Source organism: Pyxidicoccus trucidator (assembly GCF_010894435.1).
Taxonomy (GTDB): Bacteria; Myxococcota; Myxococcia; order Myxococcales; family Myxococcaceae; genus Myxococcus; species Myxococcus trucidator.
The window spans coordinates 105,068-130,884 of record NZ_JAAIXZ010000008.1; the positions used below are offsets into that span (position 1 = coordinate 105,068).

Here is a 25,817-nt window from a genome sequence, read left to right on the forward strand (position 1 = left end):
GCTTCCGTCAGGCCCGCGCGTACTTCTTCCGCAGCTCGACCTTGATGACCTTGCCCGAGGGCGTGCGCGGCAGGGACTCCACCACGTGGAAGATGCGGGGCGCCTTGTACTTCGCCAGGCGGGCCTCGCAGTGGGCTCGGAAGCTGGCCTCGTCGAAGGCCGTCCCCGGCTTCAGGACGAGGAGGGCGGCGACCGTCTCTCCCCAGTCCGGGTGCGGAATGCCGATGACCGCCGACTCGGTGAGGGTCGGGTGGCTGGCGAGCGCGTCTTCGACTTCCTTCGAGTACACATTCTCTCCGCCGGTGATGATCATGTCCTTCAGCCGGTCGACGATGAACAGGTAGCCGTCCTCGTCGATGCGGGCCACGTCGCCCGTGCGGTACCAGCCGTCATGGAACGCGGCGGCGGTGGCCTCCGGGTCCCGGTGGTAGCCGAGCATCATCGACTGGCACCGCATCCAGATTTCGCCCACCTCGCCCGGCTTCGCCTCCGTCCCGGCGTCGCGCATCACCTTCACGTCGCAGCCGCTGACGGCATACCGGCCGATGGAGCCCGCCTTGGCGACCTGCTCCTCCGGCCGCAGCAGCGTGCCCGTGGGGCCCGTCTCCGTCATGCCGAAAATCTGGAAGAAGCGCTCGGTGCGGTAGCGCTTCGCGAGCAGGCGCGAGGTGTCCGCGTCGATGGGGCCGCCGCCGTACAGGAAGGTCCGCACGCTGGTGAGGTCGTAGCGGTCGAAGTCCGGCACCACGCGCAGCGGCATCAGGAAGGCCACCGGCGCGCCGAAGAACAGCGTGCACCGCTCGCGCTGAATCGTCTCCAGCATGCCGAGCGGGTGGTACTCCGGCATCATCACCACCGTGGCGCCCACGTAGAGGCTGCCGAGCAGCAGGTTGTTGAGCGGGAAGCTGTGCCACACCGGCATCGCCAGCAGGACGCGGTCGGTGGAGTCCAGCCCATAGGCCAGGCTGCTGCCGATGCCCGCGAAGAGGACGTTGGCGTGCGAGTGCAGACACCCCTTGGGCAGCCCCGTCGTGCCCGACGTGTAGAGAATCTCCGCGACGTCGCCGGGGGTGGGGGCCTTGAAGGGGCCTCGGGTGGTGGGGCTGGACGCGCCCTCGCCGAACAGCGTCAACCCGTCGAGGGTGTCATCGCCGCCGAGCAGCAGGACGCGGCACTGCGCGCGGCTGCTGTCGGGTACGCCCGCGGCCAGGTATCACTTCACCTCTTCGGAGAGGGCGCGCTCGATGAGCGCCTGCATCGGGGTGTGGGCCGGCAGCGTGCCGAACGTCTGCCCGTGGGCGCCGCCCAGGCGCGACTCGCAGAAGGCGTCCGACACCTGCGTGTTGCCCGCGCGGATGAGCAGGGACGCCTGCAGGGCCAGCGCGAGCCCCTCGACGATGAAGCGCGCGCGCGTCTCCAGCGCGTCCGGGTTGGCCAGCTCCCTGCCCAGGCGGGCCGTCGCCGCGTCGTACGCGGCATGTCCGCCCTGCGCCGCGAGCAGCTCCGCGAAGAGGGCCTCGCGGCTGGCCGGCTCGCGCGAGGCCGCGCGCAGCACGTCCAGGCATTGGATGTTGCCGCTGCCCTCCCAGATGGAGTTGAGCGGCGCCTGCCGGTACAGGCGCGGCAGGATGGACTCCTCGACGTAGCCCGCGCCCCCCAGGCACTCCTGCGCCTCGTTGATGAAGACGGGCGTGCGCTTGCACACCCAGTACTTGCCCACGGCGGTGGCGATGCGGCCGAAGGCGGCCTCCTTCGCGTCCCGCCCGCTCGCGTCCACCGCCCGCGACACGCGCGCGGTGAGCGTCAGGTGCGCCTCCGACTCCAGCGCCAGGTCGGCGAGGACGTTGCGCATCAGCGGCTGGTCGGCGAGCCGCTTGCCGAACGCGGTGCGGTGCCGGGTGTGGTGCAGGGCCTGCACCAGCGCCTGCCGCATCTGCCCGCTGGAGCCAATCATGCAGTCCTGGCGCGTCATGGAGACCATCTCCAGGATGGTGGGCACGCCCCGGCCCTCCTCACCCACCATCCACGCGAAGGCGCCGTGCAGCTCCACCTCGGAGGAGGCGTTGCTCCAGTCGCCCAGCTTGTCCTTGAGCCGCTGAATGCGGATGGCGTTCAGCTCGCCGTCCGGCGTGAAGCGCGGCATCAGGAAGCACGACAGCCCGCCCTCGGCCTGCGCGAGCACCAGGAACGCGTCGCTCATGGGCGCGGAGAAGAACCACTTGTGGCCCACCAGCGCGTAGGCCTGCCCCGGCCCGCGCGCCGTCCCCAGCCGCTGCGCGCGCGTGGTGTTGGAGCGCACGTCCGAGCCGCCCTGCTTCTCCGTCATGCCCATGCCGACGGTGGCGCCCGTCTTCTGCGACGCGGGGATGAAGCGGCTGTCGTAGGTGGCCGAGCTCACGCGCGGCAGCCACTCGCGCGCCAGCTCCGGCTGGTGGCGCAGCGCGGGCACGCACGCGTATGTCATGGTGAGCGGGCAGCTCGTCCCCTGGTCGGCCTGGTTGTGCAGGTAGAAGAGGGCCATGCGGGCCACGTGGGCGCCGGGCTTCTCCTCGTTGCGCCAGGCGAAGCCGGACACCCCGTGGGCCATGCCCAGCTCCATCAGCCGGTGGTAGGCGGGATGGAACTCCACCTCGTCGCGGCGGTGGCCATAGCGGTCGAACGGGCGGAACTTCGGCTTGTTCTCGTTGGCCAGCACCGCCAGCTGCACCATCTCCCCGCCCACCACGGGGCCGTACTTCGCCAGGTCCGCCTCCGCCCAGCCGCCGCCCTCGCGGGCCACCACTTCGCGGAGCACGGTGTCGCTCTTCCAGGCGTCGAGGACGAGCGGCGGAGGCTGGTTGGTGACCTCGTGGGTGACGAAGCCGGCGGCGATGGGGTTGCGTTCAGTCATGGTGGCGGTCCTCCCGCGGGCCCGGGGCCCAGGCTCCCCTGGCTTACCGTGAACGGCCGCACCAGACCACTCGCGCCGGGTGGGGTCCGCGCCGCGAGGGGCCGCCACCTTGGGCCCTTCCGGGCAGGAAGGAAAAGCACGCACCGCACCGAAATTCGCGGGGTTCTCCGCAACCAGTCCTCACGGTGCGTGTTGATGCCATGGGCGCGCCGTGAGGGCGCCCATCACCCGTCAGTCATTCACTGGCGGGCCCGGACCAAGGAGCCGTCTGCGTGAGCAAGCCGAGCGTGTGGATGCGGTGGTGTGCCCCCGTCGTGCTGGGGCTGGGACTGCTGGCCATGGGGTGCGGGGCCGAGCCCGAGCCCGGGACGGCTCCCCCGGAGCAGGGGAGCGTCGAGCAGGGCGTGAGCACCTGCGCCGGTCCTACGGGCGCAGTCTGTCGCTTCGTCACGCCCACGGAGGTGGGGACGCCCGGCTCGGGGGACTACCTGGACCCGCACGTCGTCATCCGTCCCCAGGTTCCGACGAAGGCGGAGCTGGTCATCTTCCTGCCCGGCACGGGCGGCAGGCCCCAGAACAACCTGAGCGGCAACTACGCCGACGCCGACCACAGCCTCTATGCCAGCGCCAGCTCCAAGGGCTACCGCGTCATCGGCCTCACGTACCAGAACTCGCCCTCGCTCAACTCGCTCTGCGGCAATGACGATGCCTGCTACCTCGCCACCCGCCGCACCCTCATCACCGGCGACGTCCAGCCCGGCAGCGCGGTGACGACCATGGACAAGGGGGACGCCATCATCCCCCGGCTCGTCCGGCTGCTCGTGTACCTGCGTGACACGGGGGACCCGTCCGGAGGCTGGGGCAGCTTCCTGATGAATCCCTCCTGCACCGTGCTCTGCCGCCTCAACCCGGCGAAGCTCATCGTCTCCGGGCACTCGCAGGGAGGTGGCCACGCGGGCGTCATCGGCAAGGACTACTCCGTGCGCCGTGTCGTCATGCTCGCCTCGCCGTGCGACGCGGTCAGCGTCCTGGGGCCCGTGGCGAGCTGGAGCCTGCCGCCTTTCACCACCGCCCCCGGCGCCGACACGTACCGTGGCCTGGTGGCGCGCGGGCAGACCGCCAGCGGCTACGTCACGGACATCTGCGACTCGGAGGCCGTGAAGTACTGGGCGTCGGACCGGATGAATGCGCAGTGGAGCCGCATCACCAGCTCCACCGGCCTGTGCCCCACGGACCCGCACGCCTGCGTGGTGAGGGATGCGCAGTTCTTCACCCAGTGGCAGGCGCTGTGGCCGTAGGGCCGGAGCAGGCCCTACCCCGGCGCGGGTGAGACGCCCGGAAGGTGCTGGCGGCGCGGCCACACCTCGGCCCGAGGTGGACGTGCCGCGCACCGTCACCAGATTGGTCGAGGAGGACTGCCCATGAACGACCAACCCCCCGCCCGGCTCCCGGCGAGCGCGCCACCGCCCGCCGGGTCGCCCGCGTCAGCCGCGCCGCCCTGGCATGCCCTGCCTCCCGAGGCCGTGCTGTCACGGATGGGCAGTGACGCGAAGGGGCTGACGGAGGAGCAGGCGAGCGAGAGGCTGGCGCGTCACGGGCCCAACGTCATCGAGCGCCAGAAAGGAGAGGGGCCGCTCAAGCTGCTCTGGCGGCAGGTGAACAGCCCCTTCATCTGGGTGCTCATCGCCTCCTCCGTGCTGGCCATCGCCATGGGGAAGGTGACGGACGGCCTCGTGGTGGCCGCCGTGGTGGTGCTCAACACGCTCATCGGCTTCGTGCAGGAGTACCGCGCGGGCAAGGCCATCGAGGCGCTCAGCCTCATGGTTCCGGAGAACGCCACCGTGGTGCGCGGGGGACGGAAGGAGTCGGTGCCCGCGGCGCGGCTGGTGCCCGGGGACGTGGTGGAGCTGGCCTCGGGCGACAAGGTGCCCGCGGACATGCGGCTGCTCTCCTCGCGCAACCTCCAGGTGGAGGAGGCCGCGCTCACGGGTGAGTCCGTGCCGGCGCAGAAGCACGTGCCGGAGGTGGAGGAGCGGGCCGAGCTGGGGGACAGGACGAGCCTCGTCTTCGGAGGCACGCTGGTGACGTCGGGCACGGCCTCGGCGGTGGTGGTGGCCACCGGCCACGCCACCGAGCTGGGCCGCATCTCCACGCTGCTCAGCCAGGCCACGGACCTCCAGACGCCGCTGACGAAGGCGCTGGCCGTCATCGGCAAGTACATCACCGTGGGCATCCTCGTCGTGTCCGCCGTGCTGCTGGGCGTGGGGCTGTGGCGCGGCTACGAGCTCAGCGAGGCCGTGGTGGTGGCCATTACCCTGGCGGTGGCGGCGATTCCGGAGGGCCTGCCCGCCATCGTCACCATCGCCCTGGCCATCGGCGTGCAGCGCATGGCGGCCCGGCGCGCCGTCATCCGCAAGCTGCCGGCGGTGGAGACGCTGGGGAGCACCACCGTCATCTGCTCGGACAAGACGGGCACCCTCACGCGCAATGAGATGACGGTGCAGGCGCTGTGGACACCGTCGGGCCGCTGCTCCCTCAGCGGCGTGGGCTATGCGCCCACCGGTGAGCTGCGGCGCGACGGGCAGCCCGTGGGCGCGGTGCCCGAGGAGGTGCGCGAGCTGCTGCTGGCCGGCGCGCTGTGCAACGACGCCGCGCTCCAGGGCCGGGGCGAGCGGTGGGAGATGACGGGCGACCCCACGGAGGGCGCGCTGGTGGTGGCGGCGGAGAAGGTGGGCCTGCGCGTGGATGAGGCCCGCGCGAAGCACCCTCGGCTGGACGCCATCCCCTTCGAGTCCGAGCACCAGTTCATGGCCACCCTGCACGACGACGGCCAGGGACGCCGGCGCATCCTCGTCAAGGGCGCGCCGGAGGTGGTCCTTCGCCGCTGCGCGCCGCATGACGGCGCCACGCCGGAGGCGGTGCTGGAGGAGGTGGAGCGCCTCGCGAGGCAGGGCATGCGCGTGCTGGCGGTGGCGGTCCGGGACGTGCCCGCCTCGCACCCCGGCATCTCCGACGAGGAGGTGGCCAGCGGCCTGCGGCTGCTGGGCCTGGAGGGGATGATTGACCCGCCGCGCGAGGAGGCCATCGCCGCGGTGCGGGCGTGCCATGAGGCCGGCATCATCGTGAAGATGATTACCGGCGACCACCCCGCGACGGCGGAGGCCATCGGCGCGCAGCTCGGGCTCCAGGAGGCGGGCAAGCCGGGCATCACCGGCGCGCGGCTCGCCACCGTCGATGACGCCCGGTTGCCGGAGGTGGCCGAGAGCACCCACGTCTTCGCGCGCGTGGCGCCCGAGCACAAGCTGCGGCTGGTGCGGGCGCTCCAGGCGCGGCGGCACGTGGTGGCCATGACGGGGGACGGGGTGAACGACGCGCCCGCGCTCAAGCAGGCCAACATCGGCGTGGCCATGGGAATCACCGGCACGGCGGTGTCCAAGGAGGCGGCGGACATCGTGCTGACGGACGACAACTTCGCCTCCATCGCCGCGGCGGTGGAGGAGGGGCGGCGCGTCTACGACAACCTCATCAAGTCCCTGGCCTTCGTGCTGCCCACCAACCTGGGGCTGGCGCTCATCCTCATGTTCGGCGTGGCCTTCTTCCCCATCCAGGACTTCGGCGGGGACCCGGTGCCGCTGATGGCCATGCTCCCCACGCAGCTCTTGTGGATCAACCTGGTGGCCACCGTGTCGCTGGCGCTGCCGCTGGCCTTCGAGGCGAAGGAGGCGGACGTCATGCGCCGGGCACCGAGAGACCCGGACGCCCCGGTGCTCAGCCGCTTCGTGCTGATGCGCACCGGCCTGGTGGCGCTGCTGATGGCCGCGGGCGCCATCGGCCTGTTCCTCTGGGAGTACCGGCGGGAGCTGCCGCGCGTGGGCCACGGGGTGGCGCTCGCCGAGGCCCAGACGATGGCCGTCAACACCGTCATCAGCTTCCAGATTTTCTACCTGCTGATGTGCCGCACGCTCACCGGCTCGCTGCGGAAGGTGGGCATCTTCAGCAACCGCACCATCTTCGTGGGCATCGGCGCGCTGGTGTGCCTCCAGCTGGCCTTCATGTACGTGCCCTTCATGCAGCGGGTGTTCGACACCGCGCCGCTGAGCCCGGAGTCCGTGGGCCTGTCCGTGCTGCTGGGCGCGGTGGTGCTGCCGGTGGTGGGACTGGAGAAGTGGCTGCTCCAGCGCCGCGGCTACTCGGTGGTGAAGCAGGTGCACCGCGACCACGACAAGGAGGAGCCGCCGCGTCCCGGGCACCGCGAGCGCCTGCCCGCGTGACGCCGGGTGGGGGACTTCAGGGCCGGGGCTCGCGGGCGGCGGCGTCCGGGAGCGTCCAGTCCTCCGGCGAGTAGACGATGTGGCAGCGGTCCAGCTTCGGGCCGCAGGCGCGGTCCAGGTCCCCGCGCGTGGCGCAGCCGGGCCGCTCCTCGCAGGTGTCCGGCAGGAAGGCCCAGACGAACTGGAGCACGTTGCCGCCCCGGCCCTCCGGCAGCGCGGCGAGGAAGTCGTCGCGGTACGTCTCGAAGAGGCGGGACAGGTGGACGGTGTCCCCGTCCAGCTCCACGTTGCGCTTGTCGCCCACGAAGCGGCGGCCGGCGTCGTTGAGCTGGGCGTCCAGGTACTCCGGCTGGAAGTGGGCGCCGTCCAGCCGGGGCCCGCCGCGCGCGGCCTGGAAGAGGGCGAAGTGGATGCGCGGGTCGGCGAACTCCGTGCGCAGCACGCGGTTCTCCAGCGCCCACAGCGTCAGCCGCTCGCCGCCCACGGGCCAGGCGCGGCCCCAGAAGAAGCGCCCCAGCCAGGGCTGCCGGACGTTCTCCAGGTAGGGGTAGCCGTCCACCACCTGCTGGAGGACGAGCGCGTTGTAGGTGTTGAGCCAGTAGGCGAGCGCGTCCTCCGAGGTGGGGAAGACGTCCGGCCGGTTGTGGGGCGAGAAGGAGGCCAGCGACTGGACGAAGCCGTCCAGCGCCTGACGCTCCCGCCCCACGGAGGCGAAGTCCACATCCCCGTCCGAGCGCACATGCCGGAGCACCTGCGCGTACTGGTGGTAGTGGAAGGGCTCCGACGCCGAGGGCACCCGGGCGGGCAGCAGCCCCTGCACGTGCAGCGCCGCGGTGGCGACCCCCAGGGCCGTCACGACGAAGAGCAGCGCGGGCACCCGGTAGCGGCGCAGGGGGGAGGGGGGAGCGTCCACGGCGGCCCATCATAGACCAGGGCTCACGGACGCCGCCTCACCCCGCCGGGCACCCAGGCTGCAAGGCATGCAGCAGACCCCCGGTGAACCGCGGCGCGGCGGGGCTCACCCCGCGTGAGGGCCGTGAAGCTGTTTCAATCGGCGAAGCCGCTTGGAAGCCAGGAGCGCCGCTATACTTGGCGCGTCATGGAGCCTACGCCCGACGTCATTCGTCACTTCCATCCGGTGCTCCCCTCGCGCTCGCTCGGCAAGAAGCCGGTGCGTGTGGAGGTGGCCGGTCGCGCCTATGCCCTCTTCCGCGAAGCCTCGGGCCAGCCCGCCGCGCTCGCGGACGCCTGCCCCCACCGCTTCGCGCCGCTGTCGAAGGGGCGGGTGCGCGCGGACGGGCGGCTCCAGTGCCCGTACCACGGCTGGCGCTTCGACGCGCAGGGGCAGGGCGCCAACCCCAGCCAGCCGGACCTGCGCCACTGCGACGTGCGCAGCTTCCAGGTGGTGGAGCGCCACGGCTACCTCTGGCTGGCCGAGCGGGACACCCCGGTGTCCGCCATGCCGGACCTGGAGGCCGGCGAGTACGTCTACGGCGGGGCCTTCTCCACGCTCTTCGAGGCGCCGCTGCACGTGTCGCTCGACAACTTCAGCGAGGACGAGCACACGCCCTACGTCCACACCCGCCTGGGCTGGGACGACCCGCGCGCGGACCAGGTGGAGTTCGAGGCGAAGAACTTCGATGACCGCACCGAGGTGAACTACCGCGCGCCGCAGCGGGCCGCGCCCCTCATCCGGATGCTGGGCGTGCTCGACGGCGACTTCTTCCAGAACAGCTGGGTGACGCGCTTCGACCCGGTGCGCAGCCAGTACACCGTGAGCTGGGTGTCGCCGTCCGGCAAGTCACGGCCCTTCATCACCCGCGCCAACATCTTCTTCGTGCCAGAGACGGCGACCACCACGCGCCTGCACGTCTTCTCGTTCCTCAAGTGCGTGGTGCCGGCGATGCGCCCGCTGCTGCCGCTGGCGGCGCGCGTGGCCGCGGCGCTGACGTGGTGGGAGGTGCGGGACGACGCGCGCTTCATTCCCACCGTGGCGGACACGCCCTACAGCCACAAGGGCATGCGCCTGGACAAGTACGACAAGCCGCTCGTCCATCAGCGCAAGCTCATGGAGCGCATCTACTACCGGGTGGGCGCGAGCGCGGTCCCCGCTCCGGTGCCGCTCGCGCGAGAGGCCTCCGGCGGCTGAAAGGCCGGGCCCGTCCACACGGGTATCGCGGCCTCAGTGAATGGAGGGCGCGGGGTCGTGGTAGGGCGTCGCCGTGCCGCCCACTCCGGCGCGCGTCTCCCACGCGTTGCAGCCGCTGTCGCCCGAGACTTCGAGCTCGAACCTGGAGAGCTCGGGTTGCATGCAGCGGCTCTTCTCGTCACTGCCCGGCTGGGGATGGTGGCTGCCGAAGTACTTGCAGCCCTTGCAGTTGCCCCACTGTCCGTCCGCCATGACCGTCCTCCTCGGAAAAGGGTGGAGTGCCTCCTTCCGAGGGTGGGGCCGGTGGTGGGCGCTCACAAGCGCCGCTCGCCACCCGCGCTCCAGGGCAGACGGCCCGGCGCCCGGGAATGGGGCGCCGGGTCCGTGAAACCCGGCTACTGCTGGGGCGCCGGCTGCGGCTGGGCGGGCTGCTCCGGCTGCGGAGCGGCGCCTTCCGTCGGCTGCGTGGCGCCGCCCTCCAGCCGCGGCGCGTCCTCCGCCGGCAGCGCCTGGAGGTGCGGCGGCACCGCGTTGTCGTCCTTCAGGTCCGAGTCCAGCGCCCGGGCCTCGAAGGCGCCCACGGAGCGCAGCAGGCGCAGCGCGGCGACGGCGGCCTGGAGGCGCTCGCTGACGAGGCCAATCTCCGCGCTGGAGAGCGCGGTGTTGGCGTCGGCGACCTCCAGGTAGGTGGCCATGCCGGCCTTGAAGGAGACGTCGATGAGGCGCTGGCTCTCGCGCGCCAGCTCCACCGTCTGCTCGGCCTTGAGGCGGTTGGCCAGGGCGCTCTGCAGGTCCAGTTGCGCGCGCTGCACGTCCTCACGGGCCGTCAGCTCGGCCTTGCGGTAGTTGGCCGTGCTCTCCGCGATGCGGGCCGAGGCCTCCTTCAGGTTGGCCTCACGCAGGCCGCCGTCCCACAGCGTCCAGGAGGCCGCGAAGGTGATGGCCCAGCTTTCCGGAGGGGCACCGAGCGCCGCCGCGTTGACGATGCGGGCAGCGCCGGAGACACCCAGGTTGGGCAGGTAGCTGAACCAGACCTGACGCTTGCCGATGCGCGCCAGCTCCACCGTCTCCTTCGCCGCGGCCACGTCCGCCCGTGCCTCGAGCGAGCGCTGGATGAGCTGGTCCGTGTCCGCCTTCGGGGGCACCTGCGGCTCGGGCGGCGGGGCCACCGTGAAGTTCGCGTCATCGAACGCCAGCAGGGTGGCGAGCACCAGCCGGGCGGAGGCCGCCGCGTTCTGCGCGCGGATGAGGTCCTGCTCGGCGCGGGACAGGTCCTGCTCGGCGCGCAGCTGCGCCACGCGCGTCACCGTGCCGGCCTCGAAGCGCACGCGGGTGTCCTTTGCCCGCGCGCCGTTCAGCTCCACCAGCCGCTCCTGCACCGTCACGGCCTGGGCCTGCGCCGCGGCGCCGTAGTACGCCTGCGCCACGCCGAAGAGGATTTCGCGGCGCGCCTGCTCCACGTTCAGCTCCGCCACGCGCTCCGACTTGTAGGCGCCCTGGATGGCGGCCCACAGCTGCGGGGCGATGAGGGCCTGACGCACCTCGAGCTGCGCCTGCCGCTGAATCAGCGGCTGGATGGTGACGGGCACCGGGCCGTCGGGGGTGGGGAAGGCCGCCGTCACCGACGTGTTGTTGCGGATGATGGCGCCGCTGGCGGTGATGGTGGGCAGGTAGCCCGCCCACGCCTTGCGCGAGGCCGTGTCCGCCTGCTTCAGGCGGGCCTGCGCGGCCCTCAGGTCCAGGTTCTCCTTGCGGGCCCGGGAGAGCGCGTCCTCCAGGGTCAATACGGGCGGCGGTGCCGCGGCCATCGAGGCCGCCAGGGTCAGCGCCAGAAGTGAGCTCATACCGCCTCTACCTCCTCAAGGGACTCGCGCCGGCGCGAGCCCAGGACGTCCAAGATGGACTTGCAACGGGTTGTGTCTGCACTCCGAGCGTCGGGCTTCTCACCCGGGTGCCCTCGAAAGGACAAGAAAAAGGCGGCGTGCGTCATGGCGGGGCTAATAGGACTCATCCACCGCATGACGACCGCCGTCCTCCTGTCCTTCAGGGCCCCGGACGCATAGGCCATGACGTCGGAAATTGGAAGCTCCGGAATGTATTAATCGTCAAAGGTTGATGAAGTCAATTGTTTAGGTGCTCGGAGGGTATTACATTGAAGGACATGAGCAGCGAGCACCTGGAGCGGAAGACGAAGTCAGCGGACTCGCGGCGGCGCGCCGAGGCCGTCACGGAACCGGAGCAGCGGGACTTGCCACGGCAGGCGTGGGCGCTCCTCTTCGAGCTGATGCACGCGCACATGCGCAACTTCCCCGCGCTGGCGGCGGAGTTCGAGCTGTCGCCGGTGCAGGCGCACGTGCTGAGGCAGCTCGGCGAGGCGCCGCTGGCGATGAGCACGCTGGCGGGCTACCTGTCCTGCGACGCGTCCAACGTGACGGGCCTGGTGGACCGGATGGAGGCGCGCGGGCTGGTGGAGCGGCGCAGCTCCGAGCAGGACCGGCGGGTGAAGATGCTGGTGCTGACGGACGCGGGCGCGGCGCTGCGCGAGCGGCTGCTGGAGCGGATGGCCGAGCCCCCCGAGGCCATCGCCGGGCTGGGTGACGACGACTTGCGCGCCCTGCGCGACATCATGCGCCGGGCGCTGCACTCGCAGTAGGCGGAGGCCGGAGCGGCCACGCTCCCCCGGGAAGGGGAGGGCCGCTCAGTCCAGCAGGAAGGTGTACGAGTACTTCATCTCCGTGGAGACGGCCTCGCCGCCCTTGAAGGCGGGCTTGAAGCGGAAGCGGCGGATGGCGTCGCGCGCCGCCTCGTTGAGCCCGTAGCCGGGCCCGTTGAGAATCTTCGCGGCCACCACCTTGCCCTCGTTGTCGATGGTGATGGACAGCGTCACCGTGCCCTCGACTCCGGCGCGGCGGGCCTCCTCCGGGTAGGGAATCTTCACCTCGGAGGCCACGGTGGGCTCGGAGTCCACCTGGTAGATGGGCGTGTACTTCGGCGCCGAGTACCCCTTCACCTCCTTGGGGTCCTTCGCGGTGCGGTCCACCCTGCCGTAGGACGTGTTGCCCACGGGCGCGGCGAAGGTGCCGGCGCTGGTGGTGGACGACATCGTCATGCCCACCACGAGCGGCGGAGGCTTCGCCTGCGGCTCCGGCGGGGGCGTGTTGTTGGGCGGCGGCGGGGCCTCCACGGGCGGAGGCGGCAGGGGCTTCGGGGCCTCGGCCACCTTGATGGGCGGAGGCTTCACCGGCTTCACCTTGGGCGGAGGCGGCTTGGGCTCCTCCTTCTTCTCCTCGGGCGGCGGCGGCGGGGGCGGCTTCTGCACCTCCACCATGACCAGCTCCACCGGGCGCTGCGCCACGGGCCGGGGCCGGTCGGCGATGCGGCCGAGCATCCAGAAGCCCCCGCCGTGAATCACCAGCGACACGAACAGGAAGACGCCCACCACGACGGTGGAGCGCTCCCGGCGGGGAGGAGAGAGGGACGAGCTGTCGAGGACCGCCTGGCTCATGGGCTGACGTCTCTCAGGGCGCGGCGGGCGTGGCCGCGGGGGTCACGTCCTTCTCGATGTTGAGCGCGAACTTGGCGATGCCCTGGCCCTTCACCACGTCGATGAGCCGCATGACGCGGCCGTAGGGAATCGACTGGTCGGCGCTGATGATGGCGCGGGTGTCCTTGTCCTTGGCCACCTGCTCGGCCACCTTCGCGGACAGGTCGGTCTCGCTCAGCTCGGTGCCGTCGAAGAAGAGCTTGCCGTCCTTGTCCATGACGACGTTGACCAGGCCCTGCACCGTCTCACCGCCGTTGGCGGCGCGGGGCAGGTCGACTTCCACCGTCTCGCGGACGATGAAGTTCGCCGTCACCATGAAGATGATGAGCAGCACCAGCACGATGTCCACCAGCGGCGTGACGTTGATGCCGGTGATTTCCTCTTCGTTGTCCTGCTGGGCTCCTCCGGCCATGGCCTAGCGGACCTCCGCGGCGCGCGCCGCGTCCGAAGCCGGGCGCTCGGCGCGCATGCTGCCCACCAGGGCGTAGCCCAGGGCGTTGGCGCGGCTGGTGAGCGTCTTGAGCTGGCGGTTGAAGATGTTGAAGGCGACCACCGCCGGAATGGCGACCGCGAGGCCCACCGCCGTGGCGACGAGCGCCTCGGAGATGCCGGCCATGACCGTCTGTTGAATCGCCGCGCCCTTCACGTTGGCGGAGCCCAAATCATGGAACGCCTTGATGATGCCGAGCACCGTGCCGAACAGGCCGATGAACGGGGCGTTGTTGCCCAGCGTGCCGAGGAAGGAGAGGAAGCGCTCGTACTGGGGGCGCTCGCGGGACATGGTGGAGGCAATCACCTGCTCCACGGTGTCCGCGCCCTGGGCGGTGGACGCCAGCGCCTCGCGGACGACGGCGGCCTCCATGCCGCTCTTGCCCTCCACGGCCTTGCGCGCGGCCTCGAAGTCACCGCGGGCGAGGCGCACGGCGAGGCCTTCCGAGTCCGGCAGCCGGTTGCGCACGAAGTACACCGTGCGCTCCAGCATGATGGCGATGGAGAGCACCGAGAGTACGACGAGAATCCAGAGCACCCACTCGGCGGAGGTGAGCGTCACGCCGAGCAGCTTGCTGCTGAGCCAGCCAAGCTCGGGTTGACCTGCCTGGGACAGAAGGAGATAGGGCGTCATGAAGGGAAGCCTGGGTAAAGGTGGGCTACGAGTCTCACGTAACCCGGTTGCCAACTCGCGCGCCCATCTCTTGTTCCCCTGGCGCGGAAAGTCAAATGCAACGGCCGGGTTGGAGCCCTTCCGCCTGCTGGGAGACTGGAGCGCGAAGTGGGGGAGGGAGGGAGCACGTCCCTGGTACGTCCCAGGGCTCATCGTGTTTCCGGGCGCCGGTGACAGACGCGTCACAGGGGGGCGCCGCCCTCCCTGCCCGCCCCCTATATAAGGATACGGCTCTACGGGCGGCGAGGCGGGCTCTCGGTGAGGGCCGGGTCCTTCTCGACGACGGGGCCGAGCACCGCGTCGATGCGGCGCAGCAGCTCGGTCTCCAGCTTCACGCCGGCGGCCTTCACGTTGTCGTGCACCTGCTCCGGGCGGGTGGCGCCGACGATGGCGGAAGAGACGCTCTTGTTCTGGAGCACCCAGGCGATGGCGAGCTGGGCCATGGTGAGGCCCGCCTCCTTCGCCAGGGGCTGGAGCTGCTGCACGCGGGTGAGTACGTCGTCCGTCAGCAGGCGGGTCATGAAGCGCGAGCCGCTCGGGTCCGTGGCGCGGCTGCCGGACGGAGGCGGCTTGCCGGGGAGGTACTTGCCGCTGAGCACGCCCTGGGCGATGGGGGACCAGACAATCTGCCCCAGCCCTTCCGCGTCGGACGCGGGGATGACCTGGGACTCGATGACCCGCCACAGCATGGAGTACTGCGGCTGGTTGGAGATGAAGGGCACGCGCAGCTCGCGGGCCAGCGCGGCGCCCTTGCGAATCTGGTCGGCGGTCCACTCGGAGACGCCGATGTAGAGCGCCTTGCCCTGGCGGACGACGTCGGCGAACGCGAGCATCGTCTCCTCCAGCGGCGTCTCGAAGTCGAAGCGGTGCGCCTGGTACAGGTCCACGTAGTCCGTCTGCAGGCGGCGCAGCGAGCCGTCAATGGACTCCAGGATGTGCTTGCGGGACAGGCCCCGGTCGTTCTTCCCGTTTCCGGTGGGCCAGTACACCTTGGTGAAGAGCTCGTAGCCGGCGCGGCGCTGGCCCTTCAGCGCGCGCCCGAGCACCTCCTCGGCCTTGGTGCCCGCGTAGACGTCCGCGGTGTCGAAGGTGGTGATGCCCACGTCCAGCGCCGCGCGCACGCACGCGAGCGCTGATTCCTCTTCGACCTGGGAGCCGTGGGTAATCCAGTTGCCGTAGGAGATTTCACTGACGACCAGACCGCTGCGACCGAGATGTCGGAAGTGCATGCGGCGCAAACTAGCCGTGGGCCTCCAGCCTCGCACGCGTCCTGATGCGCCAGAGTCCACCGGCCCACGCTACCCAGGCGACGTAGACGAGCTGGAAGGGAATGCGCAGCCAGAAGTACCAGTCCGGGAAGGGGAGCACGTGGGAGGCTGAGTTCGCCCGGGCCTCGTGGATGTTGGCCGGGAGGATGGCGAGCAGCAGGGCGATGAGTCCCAGGGACGCGAGCCGCCGGGTGCGACGGAGCAGCATTCCCACCCCGCCCGCCACCTGGAAGGCGCCGGAGAGGAGGACCCAGAAGCGCGGCGACGGGAGCTGCGGGGGAATCATCGCGTCGTAGCGCAGGGGCATGGCGAAGTGCATGACGCCAGCGCCGATGAAGAAGAGGCCCGCGGCCACGGCGGCGCGGTCCTGGGGCGTGGCGAGCGCCGGCAGGCGGCGCAGCGGGGGCAGGTGCAGCAGCGCGAAGAGGGTGAGCAGGACGATGGCGAAGGACATGACGGCGCTCCTCGAGGGGCCGCGGCGGGACGAGGTGTCCGCCGCTGTGCCTTCAAGATGCGGCGCCGGGCCGGGCCTTCGCTTGAACGAACTGGCTACGTCGTTGGAGGGAGGAGGGCGTGGTGCCGAACATGCGCCGGAAGGTGCGCGTCAGGTGCGCCGAGTCCGAGAAGCCGGCCGCGTGCGCCGCCTCTCCGAGCGTCCGGCCGGCGGCGATGGCGCCCGCCGCCCGCTGGAGGCGGAGCCAGAGCAGGTAGGGGCGCAGGGGGACGCCCATCGACTCCGTGAAGGCGTGCATCAGGCGGCCGGGGGACAGGCCGACCACCGCCGAGAGGGCTTCGAGCGAGGTGTCCTCCGGCGCCGGCTCGGCGCGCAGGTGGCGCAGCAACTTGCGCACGCGCGGGTGGACGCGGCGGGGTGGCTCGGGCGTGCCGGAGAGGGACTCCAGGGCGGACTCCATCCACGGGCCCACGGCGTCGTGGGGGATGGAGCCTGAGCGGGGCAGGGCGCCCAGCAGGGCATCGCGCCGGGCCTCGTCGAAGATGCGCACGGGGCCTTCGCCTTCCAGGGACGCCTTGAGCCGCAGGCCGTCGTCGCTCTCGGGCTCGATGAAGAGGAGGAGGACCTCGCTGCCCCGGGCGTCGATGGCGTGGGAGACGTCGGGGCCGACCAGGACGCCCGCCACCTGCTCGGCCGCCTTCATGCCCTGCGCGCGGACGGAGAGGGTGCCCTGGCGGCAGAGCACCAGGTGCATGGCGTGGTGGGCGTGCTTCGTCGACTGGTCCCCCGGGCCCCACATGGCGAGCGCGGCGGGCCAGACCACCAGCGGCATGTCCGGCCACGGGGCGCGTGGCGCGAGGTCTGGTGGTCGGGCGAGGAGCATGCGAGGCGGGTTCTACCAGCGGTCTCTCGAAAGGATGACCGCGCTGTAGCTCCCGAGCGCCAGGCCGCCGCGCGCGGGCAGGCCGTCCCGCCCGCCCCACGAGGCCCACACGTCATGGGTGGGCGTGTTGCCGAAGTCGGGCGCGTAGCCCGCCCAGTCGCTGTTGAAGCGCACCCGCCACAGCCCGTCCGAGGGCAGGCCCAGTTCGTACCAGGAGAAGGCGCGGTGGCCGAGGTTGACCAGCACCACCACGTCATCCCCCGGGCCGCCCTGCTGCCAGCGGTGGAAGGCCAGCACCTTGTCGGCGGGGTTGAGGTGGAAGACGTTGAGGTGCTCTCCGCGCAGGCCCGCGCTGGTGTCGTGCCAGTTGCGGCGCAGGCGGACGAGGTCCCGGTACGCCTGGCGGATGCCGCTGAACCAGCCGGCGCGGTTCCAGTCGAGCGGGGTGCCGTCGTCGAAGTGGCCGTCCTGCATGAACTCCTGCCCCATGAAGAGCATGGGGATGCCGGGAGTTGTGAGTGTGAGGGCCGCGCCCAGGAGGGACTTCTTCTTCGCCAGTCGGCCTCCGGTGTCGTGCGGCGCGACTTCCGAGGGGATGCGGCTCCTGCCGTTGGCCACCTCGTCGTGGCTCTCCGTGTAGATGATGCGCTGGGTGGCCTGGCCGTTGTATCGGGCGTACAGCGCGTCACGGACGGCGTTGAGGTCTCTGGCCTCATCGAACGGTGCGGTGAGCGCGGCGCGCACGGGGTGGACGAAGGAGGCGTCCCACTGCGAGTCGAACCCGGCGCCGTGGGAATGCGTAATGGCGGGGTCTCCGCCCATGTCCTCGGCGATGAGGAGCTTCCAGGGGAACTCGCGCTTCACGGCCTCGGAGATGGAGCGGAGCACTTCCCAGCCTGCCGGGTTGACCGCGCCGTTGGCGTTGCGGATTTCCTTCGTGGCGTCCAGGCGCAGGCCGTCCATGTGGTAGTCGCGCAGCCACATGAGTGCGTTGTCGCGCAGGTAGTCGCGCACCTCGGGGCGGCCGTAGTCGGGACGCGTCGCGCCCCAGGGCGTGTTCGCGCGCTCGTCCGTGTAGAAGTACATGCCGCCCCGGCCGAACGTCTCGCCGTCGAAGTCCCAGTGGGGCAGGTCGCTGGGGCCGAGGTGGTTGTAGACCACGTCGAGGATGACGCCGATGCCGCGCCGGTGGGCCTCGTCCACGAAGCGCTTGAGGTCGTTCGGCGTGCCGTAGGAGCTCTCCGGCGCGAAGGGGAAGGTGGGGTTGTAGCCCCAGGAGAAGTCGCCGGCGAACTCGGAGGAGGGCATCAACTCCACCAGGTTGACGCCCAGGTCGCGGAGGTAGTCGAGCTTGTCGATGGCGCTCAGCCAGTGGCCGGGGCCCCAGCCGGGCGAGTCGTGGAAGGTGCCCACGTGCAGCTCGTAGAGGACGACCTCGTGGAAGGCCGGCATGCGGAAGTGGTGGTCGTAGCGCCAGAGGAAGTCGCGGTGGTCGACGATGACGCTGTTGCCGGTGGAGTTGGTGACGTCCGCGGCGCGCGGGTCATTGCGCCAGCGCCAGTCGCCGTACTTGCCCTGGATGACGAACTGGTACTGGTGGCCGTTGCGGGCGCCGTTGATGTCGCGGGAGAAGTTGCCGGAGGGCTCGCGGGCGAGCTCCACGGCGTGCCAGTGGCTGAACTCGCCCACGACCTGGACGCGCTGGGCATGCGGGGCCCAGACACGGAAGGTGGTGCCGCCGTCGTAGGGGATGGCGCCCATGCCGGCGCGCCAGGAGGGCTGCGGCCAGGGCTCGGCGGGGACGAAGGCCGTGAGATTCGCTGGGGCCTGGAGTGTCTCCGCCGGGCCGAAGAGCTCCGGTGCGGAGCGTGTCCGCTGCGAGCGCTGGAGGACTTCATTGCCGCGCGCCTTGCAGACGGACTCGTGGAAGTCCTTGCGCCACTGTTTCAGTTCGTTCGGCTTCACCGTGCTCGTCGCCATGTCGTTCCTCGTCGCCATGTCGCCCCCCCGAGGCTTCAGGCTGCTCGATTGCGGGGGACATTCCGACAGCGCGGCGGAGCGAGGGCAACCCGGGGCAGGTGGGACGGGTTCAGTTCAGGGCAGTGGCCTTCGCGGGGCGTAGCGCTCAGTGGGGTGTGTTCTTCAGGGTCTGTGCCGCGACCTTGAACACGTGGAGCGCCCGGGCATAGCCACCTGGCCGAAGCGTGAGCTCCCCATCGCGCCGGGAGCAGTACTCCGCCTGGAGACGCAGGCTGCCGTCCTTCGCGGGGCTGGAGGGACAGGCCCACTCGATGACCACTATCCTACTGCTGGTCGAACCGCAGTCGGTCGGAGCCTCTTCATGAGTGGCCGCCTCCGCAACCTCCCGGACGATGCGCTCTCCCTCGGCGCGCGAGAGCTTCAGTTGCTCGACGCGCACGGAGTGGGGCCCCGCCAGGCTCGGCTCTTCCATCGTCCCCGAGAGACTGGCGCCGTCCCGGGTGAACTCCAATTGGAGCGCGTTCTTGACGGAGTGGAAGCAGCCCTGGTCGGTGAATCGAATCTGCATGGAGGCCGTCGCGGTGGACAGCAGGCACCCGAACGGGGCGCTCTCGAGGGGCTCACCCGTCGTGGGCTCGGCGTTCACCGCGAAGTCGTAGGCGTCCAGACCGTCCGTGGTGGTCACCCATTCGCGCCCGAAGAGGAGGTCCCTGGAGCGCAGCAGCGTGCCCCCCGCAGTCCTGGCCAGGGCCGTGCCCGTCTTCAGGAACACGAGCCGCTGGACGGGCGTCTGTGGGAAGCGCCCCACCGTCACCCAGCTCCGGCCCGCATCAAAGGTGGCGGCAACGTGCTCACCTGCCCATCCGAGCCACTCCTCCTGCGACTTCTGGGCGATGCCGTCCAGCGGCGTGAGGACGCCAGTACCCACGGTCCTCAGGCGGCCCGCCCACGCGAGCCGGCCCGAGACGTGGGTGCGCAGCTGGTTTCCCCCGAGCGTCACCACCGCGTCTCCTCCCATGGCGACCGCATCCTCGTTCAGGGCGGGAACCCACGTGTCCGGGGCCCCACGGGCCAGGCCCACGGTGATGACGTGTTGCCCGCCGGGTGTCACCGCGATGCCCAGACCCGAGTTCTGCTCTTCGGAGGTCAGGGCGCGGGCGTGCCACGTCTTCCCGCCGTCGGTCGTCTGGAAGCGGCTCGCCTTTCCAGCAATCCAGCCCACCTCGGGCGTGAGGCGGACCACTTGGAGGAGCCGGTCGGGCTCCGGGGGGAGCAAGGAGCTGTCGACCAATGGAGGGACGGGAGCCGTCAGTTGCCGCCAGCGCTCCCCGCCGTCCTGGGTCTCCCACAGGGTCCCGGTACTCCCCAGGGCCCAGCCCCGCTCCGTGTCGAGGAAGGACATGGACCTGCAGCGGTCATGGTCATTGAAGGGGGTGCCCGTCATCGCACGCCAGCTCGCACCGGCGTCGTCGCTGCGGTGGATGCCTCCGGAGGAGCCACAGACCCACGTGCGTCCGTTCGCGCGCTCCAGGTCATAGATCCACAGGGCCTCCGGCAGCGACACGGACTTCCAGGTGCGCCCCGCATCCACCGTGCGCAGCACCCGCGCCCCCATGTACCCCGCGATGACCCCGATTTCCGGCGTGTACCAGACGAAGACGTCGAGGCGGGGGGGATGGAGCTCGTCGGAGACGACCCGACCGAGCGCAGCGGACAGCTCCGGGTCCTCGCGCCAGGAGCGACCGGCATCCGAGCTACGGAATAGCTGGAACGAGGGCTCTCTTTGATTCGGGCTGTTCCCACGCGAGGCGTTCACCACGGCCCACCAGTCCCCCTCCGTCCGCTGGGAAACGCTCGCGATTCGCTGGTAGTCGAACTCCTGGACGCCCAGGTCCACACGGATGGCCAGGTCCATCGGACGGGCCGGCTCATTCGAGAGAAGAGGCTCATCCCGGGTGGGGCACCCGGACTCTGTCAGCAGCATCAGACCGAGCAAGACGGGCGGCCACGAAGTCAGCTGCATGAGGGAACCCTCCAGACACGCCAGTATACACCGACCTGGTGGCACCCTGCGCCAGGCCGCTCATGTGGCGTGAGATTGTTTTGGCGATGCTTGTGCACGCAGTCAGCGCTGCGCGCGCCTGGCTCCAGGGGCTTGAATGCCTGGCTTACGATTCCGGCAGGCCTTGAAGTCGTGCGGTGGGCTGTTCCCCGGCATCGAGGATCGCAAGGGCGAGCGGCTTCGCCTCGCGGTTCAGGTTGATCGGGCTCACCCCGCGAATGCGCTGGATGGACTGGTGGTCCCCGAGCAGCGCGAGTCCCAGAGCGGCCAATGCACACTCGTGCAGCGAGTTCGTCATGGCGAAGCCCGGCTCATCGAAGACGCGGCGCAGCGTGGTGACCATGCTGAGATCTCCCGCAAGTGCCCCCCTGACCGCGGCGTCGAGTTGGTCGTAGCTACTCTGCGGCTCCCCGGGAGTCGGCGGTTCGCAACGGCGCACGTGCTCCAAGAGGATGGAGCGAGCGCGGTCTATGAGTCTCTGTTTCTCCGCAGGGGGCATGGCGTTCACGAGGGTAGACCCACTCGTGGCCTACGGACAGGGGCGTGAGCTGGGCTCAAATCCTCTGCTCCGGAGGAGGTCCGCCCTTGCGTCTTGGAGCCAGCACGGACCGCGAAGACTCGCTCGCGGGCTGGAGTGGCCCGCCTGAGCAGGCCTGTGCTCCAAGCGGCTGCAGGGCTTCTCCGCCCGCCCGGCGTAACGCCCGCGTCTCACCCGGCCGCAGCCCTCCTCGGCTCCTCGTCACCTGCCTCGCCCCTCAACAGTGATTCAGTTCGTCTCGTGCTCTCGTTTGTTCCTCACCTGGGAGTGAGGAGCGCTCACTCCCTGGGTTGCCGAAAGGCCACCGTGACGAGGGGACGCCCGAGCGGCCTGCGGGTGTGCCTATCTCCGCCTCGGCACCTAGTTTGAGTCGGCTGCCCACTGCCGGACAGCGCTCCCCATGGGACGGACGAGATGACGACCCCTCCATCTGGAAGCATGTTCAACAGACTTCGCGCGCTCGCCATCGCTGGCGGGGCTGTCCTCGCACTCACCTCGCTGGCCGCGGGAGTTGCTCAAGTGTGACGGGCCGGTGGGCATGCTCATCCGCCAGGCGTTGACGGGCCGGCTGGTGTCGCCTGGCGCCGGAGCCCTGGCACTGAGCCTGCTCAGGTCCGCTTTCATGGAAGGGATTCAGCATGTCAAGCAAGCTTGTCTGGGGAATACTCTTCGGAGTTGTGTTGGGGACTGTGTTCGGCCAATCGGGCGGCAACCCAGGACTCTTCATTGCAATTTGCATCGCAGCCGGAGCCCTGGCCGCCGGGGTCTGGCATTATCTGGAGACACGCGGGAAGCGGGCTTGAGCCTCAGGTAACACCGCGCCGTGACGACACCCTCTCGCGAGGTCCCGACGCGCCCCCGCGCCCGGAGGCCGGCGTATTTGGGGGTCTTGACGTCATCGACATGAAGAAGCTGGGTCTCCACTGTCCATCATCACGGTGGCGCCAGATGGCGATCATGGCCTGAGTCCCACCGCGACAGTTTGTCAGCCCCTGCTGGTAATTCCGAAGCGCGCCCCTTGGCTGGACAGGCGCCCATGCGGGAGGACAGCAATGGCGTGTCGATGGGCCGTATCGCTGCTCCTGCTGCTTGTCGGGACGGGTTGTTCGACGTCCCGGGTCATTCGCCTGAACACCGGAGACGGCGTCCCCATCATCGTCACTCCCAGAGAGGAAGAGGGCGCCGAGCTGGAGGAGGCCGAAGTCGAGGCCGAAGAGTTCGAGGAGAGCCTGGTGGAGCTCGCTCGGGACGTGCGGCCCGTTGCGCACCCGCTACGCGCGGCTCGGGAGCTCTTCGATGTCCCGGCGAGAAGCGGAGTGTACTGGTACGAGGGGCGCAGCCAGAAGCTCATCCCGCAGGAGGAAGAGGACCCTGACGGCCCACGTTTGCTGGAGTCGTACGCGGACGAGGAACTGACGCGTGCCTATGGCCGTTGGTGCGAGCGCAAGGACCAGCCCGGAGACTGCCTCCGCCTGCTGGACGAAGGCCCGCTGCTGGCGAGCGACGGCAAGTACACGCTGGCCATGGCCATCGCCATGGACTCGGTCTGGGAGGAGACGTCAGGGGCGCTGAAGGACATGGCCGACCCTCAGGCGCTGCTCGCCACGGTGACGGCCTCGGTCAGCATGTATCTTCTTTTGTGGGCGCTCCCCGAGCCCGTGAGCAAGGGCGTGGCCGCTCTCGTCACGGCCTGTGCCATTGCATACCTGGGAGTGGACACGGTGTGGCGCTTGCTGGACGGGTGGGTGACGCTGGTGCGGAAGGTGGACCGGGCCACCACCTTCGAGCAGCTCAGCGATGCCGGTGAGGCGTACGGAGAGGTGCTCGGAGTGAACGCGGCGCGCGTCTTCGTCATGCTGGCCACGGCAGCCATCGGGAGCACGGCGGGACTGGCGGCGAAGGCGTCCAGGCTTCCCGGCTCCGCGCAGGCGGCCCTCGCCGTGGAGTCTCAGGCGGGCTACACGTATGCGGCCATCGGCAGCGTGGAGTCGGTGGCGATGACAGCCGAGGGCTTCACCGTCGCATTGGCGCCCAATGCCGTGGCGATGGCAGTCAAGGGGGGGCGGAGCCGCGGAACCCACGACCACCACCTCGCCACGGACAAGAACAGCGTCTCCTCAGCGCGTGGTGGGCCGTGGACGCCGAGGTTCAGGAAGATCTTCAAGAAGGCCGGGATGGAGCTGAAGGACCCCGAGAATGTCGTGCCTGTCAAAGGACACCAGGGGCCTCACCCCCAGAGGTATCACGAGATAGTCTTCGAGGAGTTGGATGCCGCAACGGCCCATTGCCGGACTGTCCAGGCGTGCCGTGCCTCCCTGGAGGTCGCGCTCCGGCGACTGGCCAGGGAAGTCACTACACCGGGAACAGAGCTGAACCTGCTCGTCAGCCGAGGTGCAAAACCGTAGGTTCCCACTCATGTCTCGGCGTTTCTTCCAGCTGTGCGACGATGTCCATGTCCCCGGACGCTGGCACCTGGACACTCCCACGGATGATAGGGGGCGCGAAGTCAGTGACCCTGACCGCTTCAGGGTAGGCGCTCCCGTTCAAGGAGTGGGGCGCCTGAGGATTCCCATCGAAGAGCCAGGCCGACCGCTGGACTTCACCGAGGCGGGGCTGCGCATCCCCGTCGTTCACGTCAGGGTGGCGGCTCTTTTTTCGGAGTTGGCCTCCGGAGACGTGCAGCTCATCCCCGTGGATATCAAGGGCCATCCGGACCAGTACCTCGTGCTGGTGGCAACCCGCCTCATCCGCTGCATTGACGAGAAGGCCTCCCGCATCCAGCGCTGGACGCATGAGGACGGAGTGCCCGAGAAGGTAGGGCACTACGCCTCGGTACGTGATTTGCGCATCGACAAGGCGAAGGTGGGGAGCGCCAGGGTACTCCGGCCAGAGGGCTGGACTGGAGCACTCATCGTCTCCGAGGGCATCAAGACGGCCATGGAGCGAGTGAAAGCCATGGGCGCGAAGTTCACGGAGGTCTGACCCGGCCGGTTCAGGCCCCTGTTTCGACCGCTCGGGGTGGGTCCGCGACGCATCGGCCGGGCGTCGCTTGTGGGCGCGGGCCGAGTGTCCGACACTCCTTCCCCTACATGGCTGCCAGCCAAGAACGCCGCTTCCAGGCCCTGGTGCTCGCGCCCGTCCGGCGTGTGCAGCGGCGTCTCAATGCCGTGGCCTGGGCCGACGCAGGCCTGGCTCCGGTGTGGGCCACCGCCACCGCGTGCGTGCTTGCTCGGCTGCTCCTTCGCGGCGCCGTTGTGTGGGCCCTGCCGCCCCTGCTGGCCGCCGGCCTCGCATGGTGGTTCTTGCGCGCTCGCTCGCGCGGCGTCTCGCTGGAGCATGCCGCCGTGCTCGCGGACCGCTCGGCCAACGCGGGGGGCCTGCTGCTCACGCGCCTGGAGCGGCCCGTCGGGGAGTGGGAGCTCACCGTCAACCAGCTCGCCAGCGCGGTGAAGTCCCCCGAGCTTCGGTGGCGCCGTCCCGTGGGCGCGCTGCTGGGCGCGGTGCTCTTCGGTGTGGCCGGCTTCCTCCTGCCGCTGCCCGCCCCGCGCGTACGCCCCGCCAATGCCGCTGCCGCCGCGAAGGTCGCCGCCGTGCAGGCCCAGGCGGAGGCGCTCGCGAAGGAGGAGGTGCTGGAGGAGGCCGTCCAGGACGAGCTGCGCCGGCTGGCCGAGGAGGTGGCTGATGGCCGCTTCGACTCGGGCGACTGGGAGGCCGCCGATGCGATGGAGAAGCGGCTTGCGGAGAAGGCCGCCGAAGCCGCCGCCGAGCTGTCCCGCGCCGCCGAGGCCGCGCGCGAGCTCGAAGATGCACTCGGCGCCGCCGGTGGCGCCGAGGCTGCCTCCCGCGAGCGCGAGGAACTGGAGCGCGCGCTGATGGAGCTGAGCGGCGGAGACTCCAACGCACCCACGGATGGCAGCGGCGACACGGGGACGCAGGGCCAGCAGGGTGGCGAGGAGGGGACGCCCCAGCAGGGCCAGCAGGCCCAGGCCCAGCAGGGACAAGGGCAACAAGGCCAGCAAGGTCAGCAGGGACAGCAGTCCGCCGCCGCGCGGGCCCGCTCGCAGGCGTCCGGCGCTCCGGACCAGATCGCCAACCTCCGCCAGTCACTGGAGCGACGGCGACAGGCGCTGGAGAATCGCTTCGACCCCCAGAAGGGCAACAGCTCCGAGGCCCAGGCCCAGCAGGGCTCCGGCCAGGGACAGAAGGGGCAGTCCGGCAAGGGGCGCAACGGCTCCGGCTCGGACGGGGAGGGGGAGGGGGAGGGGGAGGGCTCCGGACGGGGCCATGCGAGCCGGGGCGTCGGCAAGGGCGCGGGCGCGGGGCGCGGGGGAGAGAGTCAGCCGCTCGTCTTCGGTGACGAGGCGGCGATGGACCCGGAGCGGCTCGCGTTCGAGCCGCTGCCGCAGGGCAAGGGCGGCGACGAGGCCGAGGAGTTGTGGGGCCTCAAGGCCGCGGACCCGGAGCGGCGCGCGGGTCCGGCGGGGCCATCGGGAGCGCAGGGCACCAGCGCACAGGGTGATGCGACGGCGGGGCCCGGTGCGGCGCCGCTGCTGCCTCGCAACCGCGACCTGGTGAAGCGGTACTTTGGGGGCGAGTAGTCGGGGAGTCGTCCAGAA

21 protein-coding genes are annotated in these 25,817 nt (G+C 70.4%); 7 read left to right on the forward strand and 14 right to left on the reverse strand.

The features are described 5' to 3' along the window. Positions 1–7: 7 nt before the first annotated feature. Positions 8–1,210 (reverse strand): AMP-binding protein, encoded by a 1,203-nt coding sequence (locus tag G4D85_RS22810; RefSeq protein WP_164016069.1) that lies wholly within the window; start codon positions 1,208–1,210, stop codon positions 8–10. A gap of 3 nt (positions 1,211–1,213) precedes the next feature. Next, positions 1,214–2,890 carry an isovaleryl-CoA dehydrogenase gene (locus tag G4D85_RS22815; RefSeq protein WP_164015384.1) on the reverse strand — a complete coding sequence of 559 codons (1,677 nt, stop codon included), beginning with the start codon at positions 2,888–2,890 and terminating at the stop codon, positions 1,214–1,216. 272 nt (positions 2,891–3,162) lie between these two features. Between G4D85_RS22815 and G4D85_RS22820 the strand changes: the two genes are divergently transcribed. Further along, positions 3,163–4,188, forward strand: a complete 1,026-nt coding sequence (locus G4D85_RS22820; RefSeq protein WP_164015386.1) for a BPSS1187 family protein — start codon at positions 3,163–3,165, stop codon at positions 4,186–4,188. A 123-nt stretch (positions 4,189–4,311) separates the two neighbouring features. Then, positions 4,312–7,161: a cation-translocating P-type ATPase gene (locus G4D85_RS22825; protein ID WP_164015388.1), complete on the forward strand. Its 2,850-nt coding sequence runs from the start codon at positions 4,312–4,314 to the stop codon at positions 7,159–7,161. Positions 7,162–7,177: 16 nt separating this feature from the next. On the opposite strand, the gene G4D85_RS22830 is transcribed toward G4D85_RS22825, so the two are convergent. Further along, positions 7,178–8,074: a DUF547 domain-containing protein gene (locus G4D85_RS22830; protein ID WP_164015390.1), complete on the reverse strand. Its 897-nt coding sequence runs from the start codon at positions 8,072–8,074 to the stop codon at positions 7,178–7,180. Positions 8,075–8,260: 186 nt separating this feature from the next. On the opposite strand from G4D85_RS22830, the gene G4D85_RS22835 reads away from it, so the two are divergent. Further along, positions 8,261–9,310 carry an aromatic ring-hydroxylating oxygenase subunit alpha gene (locus G4D85_RS22835; protein ID WP_164015392.1) on the forward strand — a complete coding sequence of 350 codons (1,050 nt, stop codon included), beginning with the start codon at positions 8,261–8,263 and terminating at the stop codon, positions 9,308–9,310. 33 nt (positions 9,311–9,343) lie between these two features. Here the strand turns inward: G4D85_RS22835 and G4D85_RS22840 are convergent, their stop codons facing one another. Together G4D85_RS22840 and G4D85_RS22845 are read right to left on the reverse strand one after the other, a co-directional pair. Continuing rightward, the gene (locus G4D85_RS22840) at positions 9,344–9,562 is read right to left on the reverse strand and encodes a hypothetical protein (protein ID WP_164015394.1); all 219 of its coding nucleotides are present in this window, start codon (positions 9,560–9,562) and stop codon (positions 9,344–9,346) included. Positions 9,563–9,705: 143 nt separating this feature from the next. After that, complete coding sequence (locus tag G4D85_RS22845; RefSeq protein WP_164015396.1) at positions 9,706–11,154, reverse strand: TolC family protein; 1,449 nt, start codon at positions 11,152–11,154, stop codon at positions 9,706–9,708. Positions 11,155–11,471: 317 nt separating this feature from the next. On the opposite strand from G4D85_RS22845, the gene G4D85_RS22850 reads away from it, so the two are divergent. Beyond that, on the forward strand, positions 11,472–11,963 hold the full coding sequence (locus G4D85_RS22850) for a MarR family winged helix-turn-helix transcriptional regulator (RefSeq protein WP_205525662.1): 492 nt from the start codon (positions 11,472–11,474) through the stop codon (positions 11,961–11,963). A gap of 45 nt (positions 11,964–12,008) precedes the next feature. Here G4D85_RS22850 and G4D85_RS22855 read toward each other — a convergent pair whose 3' ends face one another. The 9 genes from G4D85_RS22855 to G4D85_RS22895 all read right to left on the reverse strand — a co-directional run bounded on the left by G4D85_RS22855 (position 12,009) and on the right by G4D85_RS22895 (position 21,006). Continuing rightward, a complete protein-coding gene (locus G4D85_RS22855; RefSeq protein WP_164015400.1) occupies positions 12,009–12,815 on the reverse strand; it encodes an energy transducer TonB in 807 nt (268 codons plus the stop codon). 13 nt (positions 12,816–12,828) lie between these two features. Beyond that, complete coding sequence (locus G4D85_RS22860) at positions 12,829–13,266, reverse strand: ExbD/TolR family protein (protein ID WP_164015402.1); 438 nt, start codon at positions 13,264–13,266, stop codon at positions 12,829–12,831. A 3-nt stretch (positions 13,267–13,269) separates the two neighbouring features. After that, entirely contained in the window at positions 13,270–13,977 is a 708-nt protein-coding gene (locus G4D85_RS22865; RefSeq protein ID WP_164015404.1) for a MotA/TolQ/ExbB proton channel family protein, read from the reverse strand. A gap of 272 nt (positions 13,978–14,249) precedes the next feature. Continuing rightward, positions 14,250–15,245: an aldo/keto reductase family protein gene (locus G4D85_RS22870; RefSeq protein WP_164015407.1), complete on the reverse strand. Its 996-nt coding sequence runs from the start codon at positions 15,243–15,245 to the stop codon at positions 14,250–14,252. 10 nt (positions 15,246–15,255) lie between these two features. Continuing rightward, complete coding sequence (locus tag G4D85_RS22875; RefSeq protein ID WP_164015409.1) at positions 15,256–15,738, reverse strand: DoxX family protein; 483 nt, start codon at positions 15,736–15,738, stop codon at positions 15,256–15,258. Positions 15,739–15,790: 52 nt separating this feature from the next. Continuing rightward, positions 15,791–16,621: a helix-turn-helix transcriptional regulator gene (locus tag G4D85_RS22880; RefSeq protein ID WP_164015411.1), complete on the reverse strand. Its 831-nt coding sequence runs from the start codon at positions 16,619–16,621 to the stop codon at positions 15,791–15,793. Between the two features lie 12 nt (positions 16,622–16,633). Continuing rightward, positions 16,634–18,619 carry an alpha-amylase family glycosyl hydrolase gene (locus G4D85_RS22885; protein WP_240359441.1) on the reverse strand — a complete coding sequence of 662 codons (1,986 nt, stop codon included), beginning with the start codon at positions 18,617–18,619 and terminating at the stop codon, positions 16,634–16,636. Positions 18,620–18,746: 127 nt separating this feature from the next. Then, the gene (locus G4D85_RS22890) at positions 18,747–20,624 is read right to left on the reverse strand and encodes a WD40/YVTN/BNR-like repeat-containing protein (RefSeq protein WP_164015413.1); all 1,878 of its coding nucleotides are present in this window, start codon (positions 20,622–20,624) and stop codon (positions 18,747–18,749) included. Positions 20,625–20,769: 145 nt separating this feature from the next. Next, positions 20,770–21,006: a hypothetical protein gene (locus tag G4D85_RS22895; protein ID WP_164015416.1), complete on the reverse strand. Its 237-nt coding sequence runs from the start codon at positions 21,004–21,006 to the stop codon at positions 20,770–20,772. A gap of 1,247 nt (positions 21,007–22,253) precedes the next feature. On the opposite strand from G4D85_RS22895, the gene G4D85_RS22900 reads away from it, so the two are divergent. From G4D85_RS22900 to G4D85_RS22910, 3 genes are all read left to right on the forward strand, one after another. After that, a complete protein-coding gene (locus G4D85_RS22900; RefSeq protein ID WP_164015418.1) occupies positions 22,254–23,606 on the forward strand; it encodes an AHH domain-containing protein in 1,353 nt (450 codons plus the stop codon). 10 nt (positions 23,607–23,616) lie between these two features. Continuing rightward, entirely contained in the window at positions 23,617–24,183 is a 567-nt protein-coding gene (locus G4D85_RS22905; protein ID WP_164015420.1) for an imm11 family protein, read from the forward strand. Positions 24,184–24,290: 107 nt separating this feature from the next. Next, complete coding sequence (locus tag G4D85_RS22910) at positions 24,291–25,799, forward strand: hypothetical protein (protein ID WP_164015423.1); 1,509 nt, start codon at positions 24,291–24,293, stop codon at positions 25,797–25,799. The last annotated feature ends 18 nt before the right edge of the window (positions 25,800–25,817 follow it).

Excerpts from the sequence above, each read along its gene's own strand:
- G4D85_RS22890 (WP_164015413.1), bottom strand. The coding sequence starts at position 20,624 with ATGCAGCTGACTTCGTGGCCGCCCGTCTTGCTCGGTCTGATGCTGCTG.
- G4D85_RS22905 (WP_164015420.1), top strand. The coding sequence starts at position 23,617 with ATGTCTCGGCGTTTCTTCCAGCTGTGCGACGATGTCCATGTCCCCGGA.
- G4D85_RS22895 (WP_164015416.1), bottom strand. The coding sequence starts at position 21,006 with ATGGTCACCACGCTGCGCCGCGTCTTCGATGAGCCGGGCTTCGCCATG.
- G4D85_RS22860 (WP_164015402.1), bottom strand. The coding sequence starts at position 13,266 with ATGGCCGGAGGAGCCCAGCAGGACAACGAAGAGGAAATCACCGGCATC.
- G4D85_RS22875 (WP_164015409.1), bottom strand. The coding sequence starts at position 15,738 with ATGTCCTTCGCCATCGTCCTGCTCACCCTCTTCGCGCTGCTGCACCTG.
- G4D85_RS22815 (WP_164015384.1), bottom strand. The coding sequence starts at position 2,890 with ATGACTGAACGCAACCCCATCGCCGCCGGCTTCGTCACCCACGAGGTC.
- G4D85_RS22845 (WP_164015396.1), bottom strand. The coding sequence starts at position 11,154 with ATGAGCTCACTTCTGGCGCTGACCCTGGCGGCCTCGATGGCCGCGGCA.
- G4D85_RS22850 (WP_205525662.1), top strand. The coding sequence starts at position 11,472 with ATGAGCAGCGAGCACCTGGAGCGGAAGACGAAGTCAGCGGACTCGCGG.
- G4D85_RS22885 (WP_240359441.1), bottom strand. The coding sequence starts at position 18,619 with ATGGCGACGAGGAACGACATGGCGACGAGCACGGTGAAGCCGAACGAA.
- G4D85_RS22865 (WP_164015404.1), bottom strand. The coding sequence starts at position 13,977 with ATGACGCCCTATCTCCTTCTGTCCCAGGCAGGTCAACCCGAGCTTGGC.
- G4D85_RS22870 (WP_164015407.1), bottom strand. The coding sequence starts at position 15,245 with ATGCACTTCCGACATCTCGGTCGCAGCGGTCTGGTCGTCAGTGAAATC.
- G4D85_RS22910 (WP_164015423.1), top strand. The coding sequence starts at position 24,291 with ATGGCTGCCAGCCAAGAACGCCGCTTCCAGGCCCTGGTGCTCGCGCCC.
- G4D85_RS22840 (WP_164015394.1), bottom strand. The coding sequence starts at position 9,562 with ATGGCGGACGGACAGTGGGGCAACTGCAAGGGCTGCAAGTACTTCGGC.
- G4D85_RS22880 (WP_164015411.1), bottom strand. The coding sequence starts at position 16,621 with ATGCTCCTCGCCCGACCACCAGACCTCGCGCCACGCGCCCCGTGGCCG.
- G4D85_RS22825 (WP_164015388.1), top strand. The coding sequence starts at position 4,312 with ATGAACGACCAACCCCCCGCCCGGCTCCCGGCGAGCGCGCCACCGCCC.
- G4D85_RS22900 (WP_164015418.1), top strand. The coding sequence starts at position 22,254 with ATGGCGTGTCGATGGGCCGTATCGCTGCTCCTGCTGCTTGTCGGGACG.
- G4D85_RS22855 (WP_164015400.1), bottom strand. The coding sequence starts at position 12,815 with ATGAGCCAGGCGGTCCTCGACAGCTCGTCCCTCTCTCCTCCCCGCCGG.
- G4D85_RS22835 (WP_164015392.1), top strand. The coding sequence starts at position 8,261 with ATGGAGCCTACGCCCGACGTCATTCGTCACTTCCATCCGGTGCTCCCC.